Below are 19,794 nucleotides of genomic sequence, written 5' to 3' on the forward strand. Positions count from 1 at the left end.
GGCCATCTCCCCCGCAAGGAGGGAGATCAATCTCGTCACCGCTTTCGCCAACCGCCAAAGTCGCAAGGTGAAGCGCCGTCGCTGAAGCTGCCCATCTCCCCCCTTGCGGGGGAGATGTCCGGCAGGACAGAGGGGGGTGCGAAGGATCGCTGCGCTTAAGAATAATCTCTTTCTCATCACACCGCAGACCCCCGTAACTGTCACCATCTGTCACCAATTATACGTGTACGTCGATTTCGCGTTGACTCCCCGTCGCTTTCCCTTTACGACTGACGAAAATTGAAATTCGTCACTCGTAAAACGAAAGCGCCATGTCAGAAGCCGCCAACATCGTGGCAGACCCCGCCAGACAGGAGAACGTGACGCGCATTCTCGACTGCGCCGAGCGCCTGTTCCGCCACTACGGCTACGGCAAGACCAACGTCGCCGACATCGCCCGCGAACTCGGCATGTCGCCGGCTAACATCTACCGCTTCTTTGCCTCCAAGGTCGAAATCCACCAGGCCGTCTGCGGCCGCATGCTCGGCGCCAGCTACAAGATGGCCTACGAGATCATGCACCTGCCGATCAGCGCCGAGGAGCGCCTGCGCCGCTACATCCATGCCCAGTACAAGATGACGCTGGAGGTCATGCTCGACCAGGAGAAGGTGCATGAGATGGTGATCGTCGCGCTGGAGCGCGACTGGGGCGTCATCGACAAGCATGTCAACAGCATCCACGACCTCTACGCCGAGGTGATCCGCGAGGGCATCGAGGCCGGCGAGTTCAGGGAGCAGGATCCCGAGACGGCTTCCCGCTGTTTCGGCGCCGCCACAGTCATTCTCTGCCATCCGCAGATGGTGGCGCAGTGCCTTGCCAAGACCAATCGGGCGATGCCCGACGAACTTATCGACTACGCCATCAGGGCCTTGAAATAGAAACTGTCCGCCGGGTGCCGGCAGACGATCATCTCCAGTTCGGGAGTGCTAAGGTGTCATTGTCCAGTTCTATCCTCCGAATGCTGCCGTCCGCCGGCCTCCCAACCGCCGCCATCGTCGCAGCAGTGCTCAGCCTCGCCGGCTGCAGCCAGGAGAAGGCCGAGGTCGTCCAGGAAGTCGTCCGGCCGGTGAAGGTGGTCGAGATCGGCGAGGCGCAGACCACCCGTCAGCTTGATTATTCCGGTTCGGTGCGCGCCCGCACCGAGATGAATCTCGGCTTCCGCATCGCCGGCAAGGTCACCGAGCGTCTGGTCGATATCGGCCAGCACGTGAATGAGGGCGACGTGCTCGCTCGCGTCGATCCAGCCGATTACGAATTGTCGGTGAAGAGCGCTGCTGCCAGCCTCGACGCCGCCGAGCGCCAGGTCGAGACCGTCGACCTCGCCAGGAAGCGCGCCGAACAGCTCTATGCCAAGAACTTCGCGCCGAAATCGCAGCTCGATCAGGCGCGGCTGACCTACGACCAGGCGGTGGCGACGCGCGATGCCGCGCGCTCGACGCTGGCCCAGGCGCAGAATCAGGTCCAGTATGCCGATCTCAAGGCAAGCAAGAATGGCATCGTCACCGCCATCTCCGCCGATGTCGGCCAGGTGGTCGCTGCCGGCACACCGGTCATGACCGTCGCGGTCGACGGCGAGAAGGAAGTTTCGATCGCGGTGCCGGAGATGGATATCGCAGGCTTCAAGCCCGGCAAGGAGGTCAAGGCGAACTTCTGGTCGGACGAAGGGCTCACCCTTGACGGCAAGGTCCGCGAGGTCGCGGGCAGCGCCGATCCGCAGTCGCGCACCTTCGCCGTCCGGGTTTCGCTCCCCAACGATCCGCGCGTGCTGCTCGGCATGACCGCCAATGTCCAGGCGACCGTCGGCAGCAAGGCGCAACTGGTATCGATCCCGCTGACCGCGATGACCGAGAAGGACGGCAAGCAGATCGTCTGGACGGTCGATCGCGCCTCCGACACGGTGCATCCCCGTCCGATCAAGGTCGCCAACTTCACCGCCGACGGTGTCGCCGTGGCCGACGGCCTGAAACAGGGCGATGTCGTGGTCGCGGCCGGCACCCAGTTCATGACCGAAAACCTGAAGGTCAAGCTTTCCGGCGACGCCCAGCAATCCGCCTCGGCGGATGACGTCGCGACCACCAGCAGCCTGCACTGATGCTTGTCGCCCAAAAGTGCGAAGCGGGGCAACGACATGCATCGAACTAAGACCTGAAGTCAGGCGCAACAGACGCCTTTCCCGCTCTCGCTGCGTCAAGCCGCGAGCCGGGGAAGGCATGGGTTCCGGGCGGCGAACGCCCGATCGTGAGATGCCGGCATGTTGGCTCCCCCGCAGCAGTGCCGCGTCCAGCGCGATTTGCGAGTCTCTCTCCGCTTGAGGGGTCCCGCCGCCCGGAAGCCCACCGAACTTAGAAGCGGCATGCCAAGCGAGCGTGCCTTGCCGATCAATTGGACTGGACGTGTGCCATGACCACCACCGACAGCAGCACTGAAAAGCGGCCCTTCAACCTTTCGCGCTGGGCGATCGGACATCCGAGCATCGCCCGCTTCCTGTTCGGCCTGATCATCCTTGCCGGCGCCCTCGGCCTGATGCGCATGGGCCAGAAGGAAGACCCGGATTTCACCTTCCGCGTCATGGTGGTGCAGGCGGTCTGGCCCGGAGCCTCGATCCAGGACATGGAGGACCAGGTCGTCAACAAGATCGAGCGCAAGCTGCAGGAAACGCCGCATCTCGATTTCGTCCGCTCCTACACCCGCGCCGGCAGCGCCATCATCACCTTGCAGGTCAAGGGCGACACCAATGCCGAGGAAGTGAAAGATGCCTTCTACCAGGTGCGCAAGAAGGTCGGCGACATCGCCAATGAATTGCCGCAGGGCCTGCTCGGCCCCTATTTCAACGACGAGTTCGGCGACACTTTCATCACGCTGCATTCGATCAGCGGCGACGGCTTCACCTATCCGGAGTTGAAGAAATTCGCCATCCAGGCGCGCGACATGCTGTTGACGACGCCTGGCGTCGAAAAGGCCGTCATCATCGGCGACCAGCCGGAGAAGATCTATATCGACGTCTCGTCCAAGGCGCTGGCCGAGCGCGGCCTGACCATTGTCGACCTGCAGAACGCTGTGAAGGGGCAGAATGCCGTCGATCCGGCGGGCTCCGTCGACACCGGCCTGCGTTCGGTGCGCATCTCGGTCGAGGGCGACGTCACCAAGGCCGCCGACATCCGCGAGCTGAGGCTGCGCTCCGGCAGTCAGGTGACGCGCCTCGGCGACATCGCCACGGTCTCTTCCGGCCTTCAGGATCCTTACGACAACAAATACCTCTTCAACGGCCATGAGAGCGTCCAGCTCGGCGTCGTCATGGCCAAGGGTTTTAACGTCAGGGACGTCGGCAAGGATGTCGAGGCGACCTATCAGCGCTTCGAGGCGGGGCTGCCTTACGGCGTGTCGGTCGACCAGATCTCCGACCAGCCCCAGGTCGTCAAAGACGCGGTGAGCGAGTTCATGGAGGCGCTCGGCGAGGCGCTGCTCATCGTCCTTGCAGTCTCGCTGCTGTCGATCGGTTGGCGCTCGGGCCTGGTGATCGCCATCGCCATCCCACTCGTCTTGGCCGCCACCTTCGCCATCATGTACGAGATCGGCATCGACCTGCAGCGCATCTCGCTCGGCGCCCTCATCATCGCGCTCGGTCTTTTGGTCGACGACGCCATGATCGTCGTCGAGATGATGGAGCGAAAGCTCGAGGAAGGGCTGGTAAAGATCGAGGCGGCAAGCTTCGCCTACACCTCGACCGCTTTCCCGATGCTGACCGGCACGCTGATCACCACGGCTGGCTTCATCCCGGTCGGCTTTGCCGCCTCGACCGCCGGCGAATATGTGCGCACGCTGTTCTATGTCGTCGGCATCGCGCTCGTCGTGTCGTGGTTCGTCGCGGTCTATTTCACGCCCTGGCTGGGCTACATGATCCTCAAGCAGCGCAAGCATGCCGGCACCCATCATGATGTCTTCGATACCGGCTTCTACCGCCGCCTGCGCGCGACCGTCGCCTGGGCGGTGCGCCACCGCATCATCGTTCTGGTGATGACGCTGGTCACCTTCGCCACAAGCCTCTGGGCCTTCCAATTCATCCCGCAGAACTTCTTCCCGCAATCCTCGCGCCCGGAAATCCTGGTCGACCTGTGGCTGCCGGAAGGCACCTCGATCAAGGAAGTCGAAAAACAGGCCAAGTCGTTTGAAGGCAAGATGGCGGACGATCCGGACAAGCGCTTCATCGCCACCTATATCGGCGAAGGGGCGCCCCGCTTCTTCCTGCCGCTCGACCAGCAGCTTCGCAATCCGAACTTCGCCCAGCTCCTGGTGATGGCCAAGGACGAGCCGGCGCGCGAGCGGCTGATCGTCAAGATGCGCAAGATCCTGGCGCAGGATTTCCCCTCGATCCGCGGCAAGGTCGACCGTCTTTTCCTCGGTCCGCCGACGGGCTGGCCGGTGCAGATGCGCGTCATGGGTCCGGACCGCAAGGAAGTGCGCCGCATCGCCGATGAGGTGAAGGCGAAGTTCCAGGCCAATCCGCTGCTCGGCGCCATCCATGACGACTGGCTGGAACCGGTGCCGGCGATGAAGCTGGTGATCGACCAGGATCGCGCTCGCGCCCTTGGCGTCACCTCGCAGCGCATCCGCCAGATGCTGCAGGCCACCATGTCCGGCGCGCCGCTCGACGACTTCCGCGACGGCGAAGAGACGGTCTCGATCGTCGCCCGCGAGCCGGACGCGACCCGCAAGCTGCTGTCCTCGGTCGACTCCGTCTACATCCCGACCGACTTCGGCGGCTCGGTGCCATTGTCGCAAGTGGCCAAGGTCGTGCCCCTCATGGAGCAAGGCATCGAATGGCGGCGCGACCGCCTGCCGACGATCAGCGTGCGCGCCACGCTGCCGGACGGCGTGCAGTCGAACGACGTCGTCACCAAGATGTACAACGACATGAAGGACCTGCGCGCCGGCCTGGCGCCCGGCTACAAGGTCGAAATCCAGGGCGGCGCCGAGGATTCGGCCGAGAGCCAGGCCTCGATCGCCGCCAAGGCGCCGATCATGCTCGCCATCATCGTCGTTCTCCTGATGGTCCAGCTGCAGCATTTCGGCAAATCGATGCTGGTGCTGGCCACTGGCCCGCTGGGCATCATCGGCGCCGCCGCTGCGCTGCTGATCAGCGGCGCGCCGTTCGGCTTCGTCGCCATCCTCGGCGTCATCGCGCTGCTCGGCATCATCATGCGCAACTCGATCATCCTGGTCGACCAGATCGACCAGGATATCGCGGCCGGCATGGAGCGATCGGAAGCGATCGTGGGTGCTGCCGTGCGCCGCTTCCGGCCGATCATGCTGACGGCGCTGACCGCCGTGCTGGCGCTGATCCCGATCTCGCGCGCCGTCTTCTGGGGGCCGCTCGCCTACGCCATGATGGGCGGCATCCTGGTCGCCACCGTGCTCACCATCCTGGTGCTGCCTGCCGGCTACGCCCTGTTCTTCGGCCGCGCGCCCAAGAAGGCCAAGACCGACGAGCAGGCATCCGAGCCGGAGAAGATCGAAGGCATTGAAAGACCGCAACTGGCCCTGGCCGCGGAATAAGGTGGCAACCTGGAATCATCCGCCATCGTCATCGGACGGTGGCGGATGATCTGCATGTACGGGCAACCACGTCTCGACGGCGCCATGCGCCGGTCAGTCTTCGCTTACTGGCGCCAAAGAAACGGGCGCGCCGAAGCGCGCCCGTTTCTTTCAGGTTGCCATGTCAGATGACGAACACCCAGTTGGCGATCAGCATCACCGCCACGCCGGCGATCAGCGTCAGGTAAGGCAGCATGCCCGCTTTCTTGACCGAAAGGTCGGCGCCCGCCATGCCGAGGTCGGCCAGCATGTGATCGGGGAATTTGCCCTTGTCCTGGATGTAGTGACGGAAGCAGAACACCGGGATGATCAGCGCCGCCGTGATCAGGCCGGCCCACAGCGCCATCGGGTTCCACACCTTGGCGCCGGCGCCCATGAAGATCGCGTTGACATAGGCGAAGATCGCGCCGATGCCGAGCAGCCAGGTCGGCGCCTTCCACGGCCGATTGATATGGCCGTTGTCGATGCGGTGGATCCAGCCGGCATTGAGGTTGAGGAAGTTGAAGATGATGTAGCCGCAATTCGACACGGCGAGGATGAAGAAGAAGCTCGTCGCGTCGGCCGAGGCGATGGCCAGCACGATCAGGTTGAAGCAGAGGTCGGTCCACATGGCCCGCGTCGGCGCGCCGTGCTCGTTGACATGGCTGAGATAGCGCGGCAGCCAGCCGTCGACCGAGCCTTGGTAGAGCGTGCGCGAAGAGCCGGCCATCGCCGTCATGATGCACAGCACCAGCGCCAGGATCATCAGCATCACCAGCAGGCTGTGGATCAGCCTGCCGCCGCCGACCATGCCGGCCAGCGCGTCGGCGACGCCCGAGCCGTCGACGATCGGCGTCGCCAGCATGCCGTTCAAGCCCAGCACGCCCTGGAAGGTAAAGGGTACCAGGATGAACAAGAGCATGCAGAGCAGGCCGGAGTAGAAGATCGCCTTGAAGGTATCGGTGCCGGGGTTCTTGAATTCCGACGTGTAGCAGACCGCGGTTTCGAAGCCGTAGGTCGACCATGCGGCGATGAACATGCCGCCGAGGGCAAGCGTCCAGCCGGCAATGTTCCACGAGCCGGGATCGGGCGCATAAGCGGCGGCCAGCGGCACCAGCGGCGAGAAATTGGCCCAGTCGATCTGGCCGGTGAAGATTGGCACGACGCCGACGATCAGCATCGGGATGATGACGAGCAGGCCGATATATTTCTGCACACTGGCCGTGCCGAGGATGCCGCGATGCTGGATCGAGAAGATGATCAGCATCAGCACCGCGCCGATGAAGAAGGTGGCGTTGAAGGTGAACGACACCGGGCCGAGCGTGTGGCCCCACAGCGACCATGTGCGGATCGCCGGCGTCGCGGCGGCCGTGACCGCGGCGATCGCGTCGGCGGGTGCGGTTCCGGCATGCGCGGCGATATAGGCGATCACTTCCGGCGAGGTGTCGGTGAAGATCGGCACCGGTGCCAGCGCATTGAGGATATAGGCGGCCGCGATCGAGCAGCCGAGCGACAGCACCGGCGTCCAGGCGAACCAGTTGCACCACACCGACAGCGGCGCGATGAATTTCGAGTAGCGCAACCAGGCCGTCGCGCCGTAGATCGAGGCTCCGCCCGACTTGTTCGGAAACAGGCCGGCGATCTCGGCGTAGGTGAAGGATTGCAGGAAACCCATGATCATGGACACCGTCCAGATCAGGAAGGCGAGCTTTCCGGTCGTCCCGGCAATGCCGCCGATCGAGAACAGGACCAGCGCTGGAACGCCGCTTGCCACCCAGAAGGCGCCACGCCAGTCGATATGCCTGAGCAGCTTGCTTTCGGCAGGCTGCTCGAGGGCCGTGCTTATCGTGCTCATATCTTGTGTCTTCCCCTTTTTGTTGTTCCCCGCCAGCGACGCTTCGGCTCTCGCGAAGCTTGCTCCCCGGCAAATCAGCGTCGACCCGTCGTGTTTCCACTCAGTCGTATTTTTTTCTTAAGAGTGAAGATTGATCCGGCGCGCTTTCGCGTCAAGCGTTTTGTGAATGTCATGCACATCACGCTTGCGAAACATTGACCCGACCGCCGCCGGTGGCGGCCGGCGAGGGTCGGATCCGCCTCGGGAGGCTTTCAGAAACCCAGCTTTTAGGAACGCGGTTTGGTCTTCTGCGGATCGTAATGGGCGAAGGCCACGACACGCGCCGGCAGCCGCTTGGCATGGCCGTCGAGCTTGCCGATCTCGACCTCCGTGCCGATCTCCGCGTGGGTGACGTCGAGCCGAGCCAGCGCGATGGTCTTGCCGAGAACCGGCGAACGCATGCCGGAGGTGACGACGCCGATCTGGGCGCGGCCGACATGGACGCAGTCGCCATGGCCGACCGGGACGTTGGCGTCGACGTCGAGCCCGACGAGCTTGTGCTGCGGGTGCTCCTTGCGCCGAATCAGCGCGTCGCGGCCGATGAAATCGTCGGTCTTGGTCTTGAGCGGCACGGTGAAGCCGATGCCGGCCTCGAACGGATCGGTCTGGTCGGAAAATTCGTAACCGGCGAAGATCAGCCCGGCCTCGATGCGCACCATGTCGAGCGCCTGCAGGCCCATCGGCTTCAGCCCATGCGGCTGTCCGGCTTCCCAGACGGCGTCGAACACCTTTTCGGCGTCGCGCGGATGGCACCAGATCTCGTAGCCGAGCTCGCCCGTATAGCCGGTGCGCGAGACCACCACCGGAACGCCGTTGCCGCCGCCGATGCGGGCGACCGCGAAGCGGAACCATTCGAGCTCGCCGATCGAGGGCTGCACCGGCGAGGTCCAGACGACCTCCTTCAATATGTCGCGGCTCTTCGGCCCCTGCACGGCGATGTTGTGCATCTGGTCGGTGGAGGAGCGGACCAGCACGTTGAGGCCGAGTTTTTTCGCCGTCTCGCGCAGCCATTCGCCGGAAAGATCGTCGCCGCCGACCCAGCGGAAATTGTCCTTGCCGAGGCGAAGCAGCGTGCCGTCGTCGATCATGCCGCCATGCTCGTAGCACATCGCCGTATAGACGACCTGGCCGACGCCGAGCTTCTTGACGTCGCGCGTCAGCGTGTATTGCAGCAGCGCTTCGGCATCCGGCCCGGTGACCTCGAATTTGCGCAGCGGCGACAGGTCCATGATCACGGCCGCCTGCCGGCAGGCCCAGTATTCGGCGATCGGACCTTCCTTGGCGAAGGAATTGGCAAGCCAATAGCCCCGGTATTCGACGAAGTCGCGCGTGTGTTTGGCAAAGCTCGAATGAAAGGCTGTCTCGCGGGTCATTTTCGGTTCCGAGTCGGGCTTCATGCGTCTGGCGATCGCTCGCGAGAATTTGTGCTGGCCGGAATAGCTGCGCACATGGATGTCGGTGAGGTCCCAGCCATTGGCGGGCGTGGTGTCATCCGGGCAGGCCGAGGACACGCAGACGATGTCGGTGAGCGCCCTGAGCAGCACGTAGTCGCCCGGCCGCGACCACGGCTCGTCCGACACCATCACGCCATGCGCGTCGATCGCCGTGTTGAAGAAGAAGTTGATCGCCATCCAGCCGGCGCGGGGATTCACGCCTTTGCCCGACAGCGCCTTGTTGAAATTCTCCGAGCAGTTGGTGTGGCCGGGATAGCCGATGTCGTCGTAATATTTGGCGGCGCAGGCGAGCGCGAAAGCGTCGTGTCGCCCGCATGTGTCCTGCACCACCTCGACCAGCGGCTCCATGTCCTGGTCGTAATATTTCGAATGCAGGCCGGGCATCGGATAGGCCGAGCCCATCAGCGTGCGGGTCGTCGTGACGTCGAGCGGCAGGTCGCGGCCCTTGTCCAGCTTGCGCGCCGAAAAACACTGGAAGTCGGTGCATTGCCGGCCATCGACATCGATGATCTGCAGATAGTCGCCGGCCTTGACGAAATAGGATTCGGCGGTCGCCGAATGCACTCTGAGATCGAGCACCGGATCGGCGAGCGGATCGGGAAGCTGCGACCTTGTCTTCAGCCGGATCGTGGCGCGGCGCATCATGACGGTGAGCGGCGTCGCCGTGTTGTAGCCGTCGACCAGCATCGGCCCGCCAGGCGCCGCGATCAGCAGCGCGCCGTCGCGCTGGACGGAAAAGCTCTGCTCGGTGCCGGCTGGCGTGGCGCCGCCGAACACGCGCACGGCCTTTGGCTGGTCGAGCTCTACCTTGCGACGCTCGAGGCTGAGGCGCAGCGCCGAAAGGCTGTCGTCGCTCTCGGCGAGCAGCGCCTTGATGCCGGCTGCATTGCTGTTCGAACGTTCGCCGAAAATGCCCGGATCGGTCGCGCCGGATGTGTCCCAGGCCAGCAACTCGCAGGGCTGCCCACCCTCGACATTGGTCACGCTGACGCTGTCGCCGGCCTCGACGTCGATCAGCACCGCGCCGTTGCCCTGCACGATACAGCGTTCCATCCCCGGCGGCAGCGCGATCTGACCGGGCCTCAGAATCAGGCTCGGACGCGGCGGTCCGGACAGGACGGCGGGGTAGGGCGACTGGCTCATCTCAAACCCTCCTCCGAGCGAGAAACAAGTTTGCCTGTGTGTAAAATTATTTTCGCAGAGAGAATAGCAGCGGGGATGGATTTGGCAAGGCGAGAAGGGAAAGGCGCGTCGCTATGCCAACTCTTCGGAATGGCTGATCGTGACGCCATACTCGGCAGCCGAGTCCAGAATCGTGTGCCACAGGCTCTCCGCGAAGGTCGCGAACACCAGGAGATTGAACACGGCGTGTCCGTCCGCCAGGTCGTCACCTCGCCACAGCGTGACGCTGGTGTGATCCATCGATGTGGCAGCCGCCGCGCCGACGCCAAACACGTCTGGATGCAGATCGATCGACGACAGCTTGGCGAGCATCGCGCGTGCCTTGTCGCCAGAGACGCTGATCAGCGCCCGCGCATGCGACTGGTCGGACAGCGAGGCCGAGCCGGCAAAGACAGGCGCAAGCCCATCCATCGTGTACTTGCCGCCTTTGGACAGCACGAGGAACTGGCCGGGTCCCGACCAGATCAGCGCCGCGTCGGCCGCGTCGACCGCCCTGGGCGTTTCCGGCGTGGCGACGCCGAAGCGCGTCTTCGCGGCCTTCGCCATCTCGGCGGCCTTGCCGCGCCGCGCCATGACCTGCACGAGGTCGAAATTGCGGATCTCGGTCAGCGAAACGCCGGCTTCGCCTTGCGCGCCGTAAGCGCCGGCGACCAGCGCGCGGTCGAGCGGGCTGCGGACATCCCAGGAAAAATCAGCCACGCTGGCGCCCTCCATCCGGATCGTAGAAGACGGAATTGCAGAGCTCGACATCATAGTCCTCGCCGCGCAGCGGATCATGCGCCCGCACGATCTCGCCGATGCGCTCGCGGCCGCGCTCGACAAGGCCGAGCCCGATCCACTGGTCGAGCACCGGCGAGAAGCAGACCGAGGTGACATAGCCCTGGTCGTTGTCGGGGCCAGGGGTCTCGCCCTTCGGAATGATATGCGCGCCGGAGCGCAGGCGGCGCGCCTTGTCGGTCGGCTTGATGCCGATGACCACCTGCCGGTTCGGCGCGACCAGCGCCTCGCGGCCGGCCATGACGCGGCCGATGAAATCCTTCTTGGTCGACATCATCTTGCCGAGGCCGAGATCGCCCGCCGTGGTGGTGCCGTTGAGCTCGGGCCCGGCGATGTGGCCCTTTTCGATGCGCATCACGCCGAGCGCCTCGGTGCCGTAGGGCGTCACGCCGAATGGCTTGCCGGCAATCATCAGATTGCGCGCCACGGCCTCGCCGTAACGCGCCGGCACCGAAATCTCGAACGCCATTTCGCCGGAGAAGGAAATGCGGAACAGCCTTGCCTTCTGGCTGCCGCGCAGCTTGACCTCGCGCGCGCCCATGAACGGGAAGCCTTCGTTCGACAGGTCCTCGGCCGGATCGACGATCTCCTTGAGCAGGTCACGCGTCTTCGGCCCGGCGATCGAGAACTGCGCCCACTGGTCGGAGACCGAGGTCAGCTGCACGTCAAGTTCGGGGAACAGCACCTGCCGGCAGAATTCGAGGTGCTGCATCACCAGCCCGGCCTTCGCCGTGGTGGTAGTGAGGAAATAATGGTCCTCGGCCAAACGCGAGGTCGTGCCGTCGTCGTAGACCATGCCGTCCTCGCGCAGCATCAGCCCGTAACGCGCCTTGCCGACCGCGAGATTGGAAAAAGTGTTGATGTAGACGCGGTCGAGGAAGGTGCCTGCGTCCGGCCCATGCACGTCGATCTTGCCGAGCGTCGAGACATCGCAGAAGCCGACGCCGTTGCGCACGGCCTTCACCTCGCGGGTGACCGATTCCAGCCAGTCCTTCTCGCCCGCGCGGGGGTACCACTGCGCGCGCTTCCAAAGGCCGGTGTCGACAAACACTGCGCCCTGTTCGGCCGCCCAGTGATGCGAGGGCGTCAGCCGGGTCGCATGGAAATTCTCGTCGCGGTGGTGGCCGGCAAAGGCGCCGATGGCGACCGGCACGTAAGGCGGCCGGTAGATCGTCGTGCCCGTCTCCGGGATCGACTTGCCGGTGACGGCGGCCATGATGGCGAGGCCGGCGACATTCGAGGTCTTGCCCTGGTCGGTCGCCATGCCGAGCGTCGTGTAGCGCTTCAGGTGCTCGACCGATTGAAAACCCTCGCGCTGCGCCAGCTCGACATCGGAAGCGGTAACGTCGTGCTGCTGGTCGACGAAGGCCTTGCCCTTGCCGGCGACATGCCAGAGCGGGGTGATCGAAAAGGCTTCGTCGTCGGCGACCGGCATCGATCCGATATTGCCGCTGCGTCCGGCATCGCGTGCCGCGGCAGCGCCGGCTTCAAACCCTTCGCGCAGGCAGGCGCCAAGTCCGAAAGCGCCGTTGGCCGCGCCCGCTGCGACCATGCCGGGCGGCGCGCCGTCCGGCACGAAGGCGGCTATGTCGTCGCGCCATTTCGGCCGGCCGCGATGATAGGAGGTGAGCCCGACCGCCGGATTCCAGCCGCCGGACACGGCGAGCCCGTCGGCCTCGACCTCGGCGCGCGCGCCGCCGGTCAGCGAGACGGAAATCTTGCGCACGCCGCCCTTGCCGCCATCGACGCCGCTGACGGCGCCGTGCAGCACCGGGAAGCCGCCCTTGCTGGCCAGCGAGCGATGCGCCGGCGAAACGTCCGGCCGCGCATCGATCACCGCCGCGACCTGCAGTCCGGCGGCGATTGCCGTTTCGGCCGTGCGCCAGCCATCCTCGTTGTTGGTGAACAGCGCGATCCGCCGGGACGGCGTGGCGGCGTAGCGGTTGATGTAGCTGCGCATGGCCGACGCCATCATCACGCCGGGCGTGTCGTTGCCGGCAAAGACGATCGGACGTTCGATCGCGCCGGCGGCGACCACGCAGCGCTTGGCCACGATGCGCCACAGCCGCTGCCGCACCTGATGTTCCGGCGGCACCGGCAGATGGTCGTTGACGCGCTCGATCGCACCATAGGTGCCACCGTCATAGACGCCGAACAGTGTCGTGCGCGTCATGATGCGCACATCCGGCATCGCCGCCAGTTCGGCAACCGCGCGCGCGACCCATTCGGCGGCCGGCAATCCGTCGATCGTGCCGCCATCGGCGAGCAGGCGGCCGCCGAGGACGAAATCCTCCTCGCACAGGATGACGCGCGCGCCGCAGCGCGCGGCGGCAAGGGCAGCCGCCAGGCCCGCTGGGCCGGAACCGGCGATCACTACGTCGCAATGCGCCCAGGCCTTGTCGTAGTGGTCGGGGTCGGAAACCTGCGCTGCGCGGCCGAGACCGGCGGCGCGCCGGATCGCAGGCTCGTAGATCGCCTCCCAGAACTTCGCCGGCCACATGAAGGTCTTGTAGTAGAAGCCGGCGACGAAGATCGGCGCGAACAGCTGGTTGACCGACATCACGTCGAAATTGAGCGACGGCCAGCGGTTTTGACTTGCGGCCTCGAGACCCTCATAGAGTTCGGCCGTCGTCGCCTTGGTGTTCGCCTCGCGCCTCGCGCCGCTGCGCAACTCGACCAGCGCGTTCGGCTCTTCCGAGCCTACCGTCAGGATGCCGCGTGGGCGGTGATACTTGAACGAGCGGCCGACGAGTTTGACGCCGTTGGCGACCAGCGCGGACGCCAGCGTGTCGCCCTTGAAGCCCGAGAACGTCTTGCCGTCGAAGCGGAAATTGAGCGCGGCGGAGCGGTCAATGAGACCGCCATTGTTCAGCCGGTTTGCCTGATTGCCGCGCATCACGCACCAACCTTGGAGGCACCGGCGCCCGCCGCCGGTTCGACAGAAGAAATCTCATGCGTCAGCGTGTTGCGGGTGACCTTCAGCCAGGCCCGGCAGCCGCCGCCATGGTACCAGTGCTCGCTCATCACGCCGGCGATGTTGTCGCGCAGATAGACGTAGTCGTAGACGGCGTCCTCGCCGGCATCGGCCGCGGGACGTTGCGGCTTGGCGTCGCCGAGATAGGTGAACTCGCCGAGTTCGCGTTCGCCGCAGAAGGGACAGGTAATGCGCATCGGTTTCCGGCTGTCCTCAGAGCATGATGCCAAAAAGTGTGGAGCGGTTTTTGGATAACATCATGCTCTATCTCTAATGCAGGTTCGGTTGGGCGCCCTGGCCCTTCTCGTCGATCATGGCGCCGCGCTGGAACCGGTCGAGGCGAAACAAGGCCGCTTCCTTGTGCGATTGATCGCGGGCGATGAGATGGGCAAAGACCAAGCCTGAGCCCGGTGTCGCCTTGAAGCCGCCATAACACCAGCCGGCGTTGATATAGAGGCCGTCCACCGGGCTCTTGTCGATGATCGGCGTGCCGTCCATCGACATGTCCATGATGCCGCCCCATTGGCGCAGCAGCCGCACGCGGCCGATCATCGGGATCAGCGCCATCCCACCTTCGCAGACATCTTCCATGACCGGCAGGTTGCCGCGCTGCGCATAGGAATTGTAGCCGTCGATGTCGCCGCCGAAGACCAGCCCGCCCTTGTCCGACTGGCTGACATAGAAGTGTCCGGCGCCGAAGGTCATCACGCCGGGGATGAGCGGCTTGATCGCTTCGGAGACGAAAGCCTGCAACACATGGCTTTCGATCGGCAGACGCAGGCCAGCCATGGCCGCGACGCGCGAAGAAGAACCCGCCACTGCCATGCCGACCTTGCCGGCGCCGATCTTGCCGCGCGAGGTCTCGACGCCGGTGACCTTGCCGTTGGCGTCGCGCGTGAAGCCGGTAACCTCGCAATTCTGGATGATGTCGACGCCGAGTTCGCTCGCCGCATGCGCGTAGCCCCACACGACCGCATCGTGCCGTGCGGTGCCGCCGCGCCGCTGCAGCAGTCCGCCCTGCACGGGGAAGCGCGCATTGTCGAAATTCAGGAACGGCAGCATTTTCCTGAGCGCCGCCTGGTCGAGCAGCTCCGCATCGATGCCGTTGATGCGCATGGTGTTGCCGCGCCGGGCGAAAGCGTCGCGCTGCGCGTCGGAGTGATAGAGGTTGAGCACGCCGCGCTGGCTGACCATGGCGTTGTAGTTGAGGTCCTGCTCCATCCTCTCCCACAGCTTCATCGACAATTCGTAGAAGCCGGTATTGCCGGGCAGGCCGTAATTGGAGCGGATGATGGTGGTGTTGCGGCCGGCATTGCCGGAGCCGATCCAACCCTTTTCCAGCACCGCGACATTGCGGATGCCGAACTCGCTGGCGAGGAACCAGGCGGTGGCGAGACCGTGGCCGCCGCCGCCGATGATCACCACGTCATAGCGGTCCTTGGGCGCTGCGTCGCGCCAGGTCGGCTGCCAGTTCTTGTGGCCGGAAAGGGCGGCGCGGGCGAGCGAGAAGATCGAATATTTCATCAGTTCATTCCGAGGTCGCTCGCACCGCCGAGATATCAGATATCCAGCGTGTGGTCGCGCTCCCACTGCGTGAAGTGCGAAGCATAGGAATTCCATTCCTGCTGCTTCAGCTTTAGATATGCCGACGAGAATTCCTCACCCAGCGCCGCCTTGAGCGATTTGTCCTTGTCGAATTCGCGCAGCGCATCGAGCAGGTTGAGCGGCAGTTTCGGCGCGTCCGTAACGGTATGGCCGAGCTGATACATGTCGATGTCGTAGCGCTTGCCGGGGTCGGCCTTCGAGCGGATGCCGTCGAGGCCTGCAGCGATGATGACGGCCTGCAGCAAATACGGATTGGCGGCGCCGTCCGGCAGGCGCAATTCGAAACGGCCAGGCCCGGGCACGCGCACCATGTGCGTGCGGTTGTTGCCGGTCCAGGTCACCGTGTTCGGCGCCCAGGTCGCGCCCGAAATGGTGCGCGGCGCGTTGATGCGCTTGTAGGAATTGACCGTCGGGTTGGTGATCGCGGCAAGCGCGGAGGCATGCTTCATGATGCCGCCGAGGAAGTTCCTGCCCTTGGCGGACAGGCCAAGCTCTTCCGAATTGTCGGCAAAGACGTTGGTCTTGCCGGTCTCGTCCCACACCGAGATGTGCGCATGGCAGCCATTGCCGGTCAGGCCCTGGAAGGGCTTGGGCATGAACGTCGCGCGCAAGCCGTGCTTTTCGGCGATCGACTTGACCATGAACTTGAAGAAGGAGTGCTTGTCGGCGGTCGCCAGCGCGTGATCGAACGTCCAGTTCATCTCGAACTGGCCGTTGGCGTCCTCATGGTCGTTCTGGTACGGGCCCCAGCCCAGCGCCAGCATATGGTCGCAGATCTCGGCGATGACGTCGTAGCGCCGCATCACCGCCTGCTGGTCGTAGCAGGGTTTCGAGGCTGTATCGTATTCGTCGGAGATCGCCTTGCCGTCGGGCGAGATCAGGAAGAACTCGGCCTCGACGCCGGTCTTGACATGCATGCCGTCGCGGGCGGCTTCGTCGATCAGCCGCTTCAGCGTGTTGCGCGGCGCCTGGTTCACCTCCTTGTCGTCCATGATGCAGTTGGCGGCTACCCAGGCGACGTCCTTCTTCCACGGTAGTTGGATGACCGAAGCCGGATCCGGCACCGCCAGCATGTCCGGATGCGCCGGCGTCAGGTCGAGCCATGTGGCGAAGCCGGCAAATCCTGCGCCGTCCTTCTGCATGTCGGCGATCGCCTGCGCCGGTACCAGCTTGGCACGCTGCCCGCTGAACAGGTCGGTGTAGGAGATCATGAAATATTTGACGCCGTTCTCCTTGGCGAATGCGGCGAGATCGTTCCCCATTATGTAGTTCCTCGCTTATGTGTCTTGGAAGTTTGTCCTAGAAGCCGTTCTTCCCCGGTATCCAGTTGGTACCGGCTAAAGGCACGCCGGCCATGGCGGCGGCTTCGATCGAGAGCGCGACGAGATCCTCGGGCTCGAGATTGTGCAGACTATTCTTGCCGCAGGCGCGGGCAATCGTCTGCGCTTCGAGCGTCATCACCTTGAGGTAGTTCGCCAGCCGCCGTCCGGCCGCGATCGGGTCGACCCGCTTCATCAGCTCGGGATCCTGCGTGGTGATGCCGGCCGGATCGCGACCCTCGTGCCAGTCGTCATAGGCGCCGGCCGTGGTGCCGAGCGTACTGTACTCCGCCTCCCAGCGGGGATCATTGTCGCCAAGCGCGACCAGTGCCGCCGTTCCGATCGACACCGCGTCGACGCCGAGCGCCAGCGCCTTGGCGACATCGGCGCCATTACGGATGCCGCCCGAGACAATGAGCTGCACCTTGCGGTGCATGCCGAGGTCCTGCAGCGCCTGTACCGCCGGCCGGATGCAGGCAAGCGTCGGCTGGCCGACATTCTCGATGAACACTTCCTGGGTGGCAGCCGTGCCGCCCTGCATGCCGTCGACCACCACGACATCGGCGCCGGCCTTCACCGCGAGCGCGGTGTCATAGTAGGGGCGGGCGCCGCCGACCTTGACGTAGATCGGCTTTTCCCAGTCGGTGATCTCGCGCAGCTCGAGGATCTTGATCTCGAGATCGTCCGGCCCCGTCCAGTCGGGATGGCGCGAGGCCGAGCGCTGGTCGATGCCCTTGGGCAGGGTGCGCATCTCGGCGACGCGATCGGAGATCTTCTGGCCGAGCAGCATGCCGCCGCCGCCCGGCTTCGCGCCCTGGCCGACGACCACTTCGATGGCGTCGGCGCGGCGCAGGTCGCGCGGGTTCATGCCGTAGCGAGACGGCAGATACTGGTAGACCAGTTGCTTCGAATGCCCGCGTTCCTCCTCGGTCATGCCGCCGTCGCCGGTCGTGGTCGAGGTACCGGAGAGAGTCGCGCCGCGTCCGAGCGCCTCCTTGGCCGGGCCGGAGAGCGATCCGAAACTCATGCCGGCGATGGTGATCGGGATCTTCAACTCGATCGGCTTCCTGGCATGGCGCGAGCCGAGCACCACCGAGGTGTCGCAGCGCTCGCGATAGCCTTCGAGCGGATAGCGCGAGATCGAGGCGCCGAGGAACAAGAGGTCGTCGAAATGCGGCAGCTTGCGCTTGGCTCCGGCGCCGCGGATGTCATAGATGCCGGTTGCGGCCGCACGGCGGATTTCGGAAAGCGTATAGTCGTCGAAGGTCGCGGATTTGCGCGGCGTCGTCGGCGGGTTGCGGTAGGTCATCTTGCCTCAATACGCGTCGGCGTTATCGATGTTGAAATTGTAGAGTTTGCGGGCCGAGCCGTAGCGCTTGAACTCCGACGCCTTGACGCCGGTGACGCCGGCCTTGTCGAGCAGGCCCTGCAGCAATTCGATATGCTCGGGCCGCATCTCCTTGGCGATGCAGTCGGCGCCGAGGCTTTCGACCTTGCCGCGCACAAAGAGCCGCGCCTCGTAGATGGAATCGCCCAGCGCATCGCCGGCATCGCCCAGCACGACCAGATTGCCGGACTGTGCCATGAAGGCCGACATGTGGCCGATATTGCCGTGCACGACAATGTCGATGCCCTTCATCGAAATGCCGCAGCGCGACGAGGCGTTGCCTTCGATGACGAGAAGACCGCCGCGGCCGGTGGCGCCGGCATACTGACTGGCATCGCCCTTGATGACGATCGAGCCTGACATCATGTTCTCGCCGACGCCGGGACCGGCAGAGCCGTGCACGGTGATCGCGGCGCCGTCATTCATGCCGGCGCAGTAATAGCCGACGCTGCCGCGCACATCGATGCTGACCGGCTGGTCGACACCGACCGCCACAGAGTGGCTGCCTTTCGGGTTGAGCACTTCCCAGGCGGTCTCGTTCGAGCCGGGCGTGAGCTTGTGCAGCGCCTGGTTCAGTTCGCGCAGCGACTGTTGCGAGAGGTCGAAGACCCTCGCATGGCTCTGATCCCGCTCGGCTTTCGACATTATGGTTGCCGGCATCGGCTCAGTGCTCCCAGAAATAAACGGTTGCGGGCTCGGGCTCCCAGACCCGCGCATTGTCGATGCCGGGAAGCTTGGTCAGCGCGCGATATTCGGAGCCGAAGGCGACATACTGGTCGGTCTCGGCCATAACGGCGGGCTTGCAGGCGATCGGATCGCGCACCACGCCGAAGCCGTTCTTGGTGCCGACGACGAAGGTGAAGAAGCCGTCGAGGTCGGAGAGCGTGCCTTCCAGCGCCTCGCCGAGATTCTTGCCGTGCGCCATCCGGTTGGAGAGATAGGCGGCCGCCACTTCGGTGTCGTTCTCGGTCTCGAAGGTCATGCCGTCCCGGATCAGCTCGCGGCGCACATTGTTGTGGTTGGACAGCGAGCCATTGTGCACCAGGCACTGGTCGGCGCCGGTCGAGAACGGATGCGCGCCCATCGTCGTCACCGCCGATTCCGTCGCCATGCGGGTGTGGCCGATGCCGTGGGTGCCGGTCATGGAGCGCACGTCGAAGCGATCGACGACGGCTTCCGGCAGGCCGACTTCCTTGTAGATCTCCACCGCTTCGCCGGCGCCCATGATGCGGATGTCGGGTCGGAGCGTCTGCAGCGCCTCGCGCGCGGCGTCGACCTTGTCAGGCGCGGTACGGATGACGGCGTGGGTGGATTTCGTGGCAAGGCTGACGGGAGCGCCGATCGCCTTGGCGAGCTCGACATCGAGGCCGCGGAAATCGCGCTCCGGCTTGGCCGACTGGATGGTGATCTTGGCTTCATTCTTGGAAGGGGCGCCATAGATGGCGATGCCGGCACTGTCCGGGCCGCGGTCGCTGAGCGACACCAGCATCTCCGACAGCATCGCGCCGAGCTTCGGCTCCAGCGCCTTGTCCTTCAAGAAAAGTCCGACGATTCCGCACATGCCAGCCTCCGGCGTTTTTTGGCTCTCAGAT

Annotated in this window: 13 protein-coding genes; 3 read left to right on the forward strand and 10 right to left on the reverse strand. The window is 64.7% G+C overall.

Annotation, left to right across the window (positions count from 1 at the left end):
- Window positions 1-311: 311 nt before the first annotated feature.
- The 3 genes from FJ424_RS25100 to FJ424_RS25110 all read left to right on the forward strand — a co-directional run bounded on the left by FJ424_RS25100 (window position 312) and on the right by FJ424_RS25110 (window position 5,592).
- Window positions 312-917, forward strand: a complete 606-nt coding sequence (locus FJ424_RS25100) for a TetR family transcriptional regulator (RefSeq protein ID WP_140645136.1) — start codon at window positions 312-314, stop codon at window positions 915-917.
- Between the two features lie 80 nt (window positions 918-997).
- A complete protein-coding gene (locus FJ424_RS25105; RefSeq protein WP_181167009.1) occupies window positions 998-2,131 on the forward strand; it encodes an efflux RND transporter periplasmic adaptor subunit in 1,134 nt (377 codons plus the stop codon).
- 308 nt (window positions 2,132-2,439) lie between these two features.
- Complete coding sequence (locus FJ424_RS25110) at window positions 2,440-5,592, forward strand: efflux RND transporter permease subunit (protein ID WP_140657769.1); 3,153 nt, start codon at window positions 2,440-2,442, stop codon at window positions 5,590-5,592.
- A gap of 163 nt (window positions 5,593-5,755) precedes the next feature.
- Here FJ424_RS25110 and FJ424_RS25115 read toward each other — a convergent pair whose 3' ends face one another.
- The 10 genes from FJ424_RS25115 to FJ424_RS25160 all read right to left on the reverse strand — a co-directional run bounded on the left by FJ424_RS25115 (window position 5,756) and on the right by FJ424_RS25160 (window position 19,763).
- Window positions 5,756-7,465 carry an APC family permease gene (locus FJ424_RS25115; protein ID WP_140657767.1) on the reverse strand — a complete coding sequence of 570 codons (1,710 nt, stop codon included), beginning with the start codon at window positions 7,463-7,465 and terminating at the stop codon, window positions 5,756-5,758.
- 266 nt (window positions 7,466-7,731) lie between these two features.
- Window positions 7,732-10,101, reverse strand: coding sequence for an aminomethyltransferase family protein (locus FJ424_RS25120; RefSeq protein WP_140657765.1), 2,370 nt, complete (start codon window positions 10,099-10,101; stop codon window positions 7,732-7,734).
- A 111-nt stretch (window positions 10,102-10,212) separates the two neighbouring features.
- Window positions 10,213-10,839 carry a sarcosine oxidase subunit gamma family protein gene (locus FJ424_RS25125; protein ID WP_140657763.1) on the reverse strand — a complete coding sequence of 209 codons (627 nt, stop codon included), beginning with the start codon at window positions 10,837-10,839 and terminating at the stop codon, window positions 10,213-10,215.
- Entirely contained in the window at window positions 10,832-13,813 is a 2,982-nt protein-coding gene (locus tag FJ424_RS25130) for a sarcosine oxidase subunit alpha (RefSeq protein WP_140657761.1), read from the reverse strand. Before FJ424_RS25130 ends, FJ424_RS25125 begins: the two co-directional genes overlap by 8 nt.
- Window positions 13,813-14,088 carry a sarcosine oxidase subunit delta gene (locus FJ424_RS25135; RefSeq protein ID WP_140657759.1) on the reverse strand — a complete coding sequence of 92 codons (276 nt, stop codon included), beginning with the start codon at window positions 14,086-14,088 and terminating at the stop codon, window positions 13,813-13,815. The genes FJ424_RS25130 and FJ424_RS25135 overlap by 1 nt, the downstream gene beginning before the upstream one ends.
- A 73-nt stretch (window positions 14,089-14,161) precedes the next feature.
- Window positions 14,162-15,415 carry a sarcosine oxidase subunit beta family protein gene (locus tag FJ424_RS25140; RefSeq protein ID WP_140657757.1) on the reverse strand — a complete coding sequence of 418 codons (1,254 nt, stop codon included), beginning with the start codon at window positions 15,413-15,415 and terminating at the stop codon, window positions 14,162-14,164.
- A 35-nt stretch (window positions 15,416-15,450) separates the two neighbouring features.
- Window positions 15,451-16,758, reverse strand: coding sequence for a type III glutamate--ammonia ligase (glnT, locus tag FJ424_RS25145; protein ID WP_095768776.1), 1,308 nt, complete (start codon window positions 16,756-16,758; stop codon window positions 15,451-15,453).
- A gap of 37 nt (window positions 16,759-16,795) precedes the next feature.
- Complete coding sequence (locus FJ424_RS25150; protein WP_140657755.1) at window positions 16,796-18,124, reverse strand: FMN-binding glutamate synthase family protein; 1,329 nt, start codon at window positions 18,122-18,124, stop codon at window positions 16,796-16,798.
- 6 nt (window positions 18,125-18,130) lie between these two features.
- Window positions 18,131-18,862: a GXGXG domain-containing protein gene (locus FJ424_RS25155; protein WP_140657753.1), complete on the reverse strand. Its 732-nt coding sequence runs from the start codon at window positions 18,860-18,862 to the stop codon at window positions 18,131-18,133.
- A gap of 4 nt (window positions 18,863-18,866) precedes the next feature.
- Entirely contained in the window at window positions 18,867-19,763 is an 897-nt protein-coding gene (locus FJ424_RS25160; RefSeq protein ID WP_140645125.1) for a glutamine amidotransferase family protein, read from the reverse strand.
- Window positions 19,764-19,794 lie beyond the last annotated feature (31 nt).

This window comes from Mesorhizobium sp. B3-1-8 (genome assembly GCF_006439495.1).
GTDB lineage: Bacteria > Pseudomonadota > Alphaproteobacteria > Rhizobiales > Rhizobiaceae > Mesorhizobium.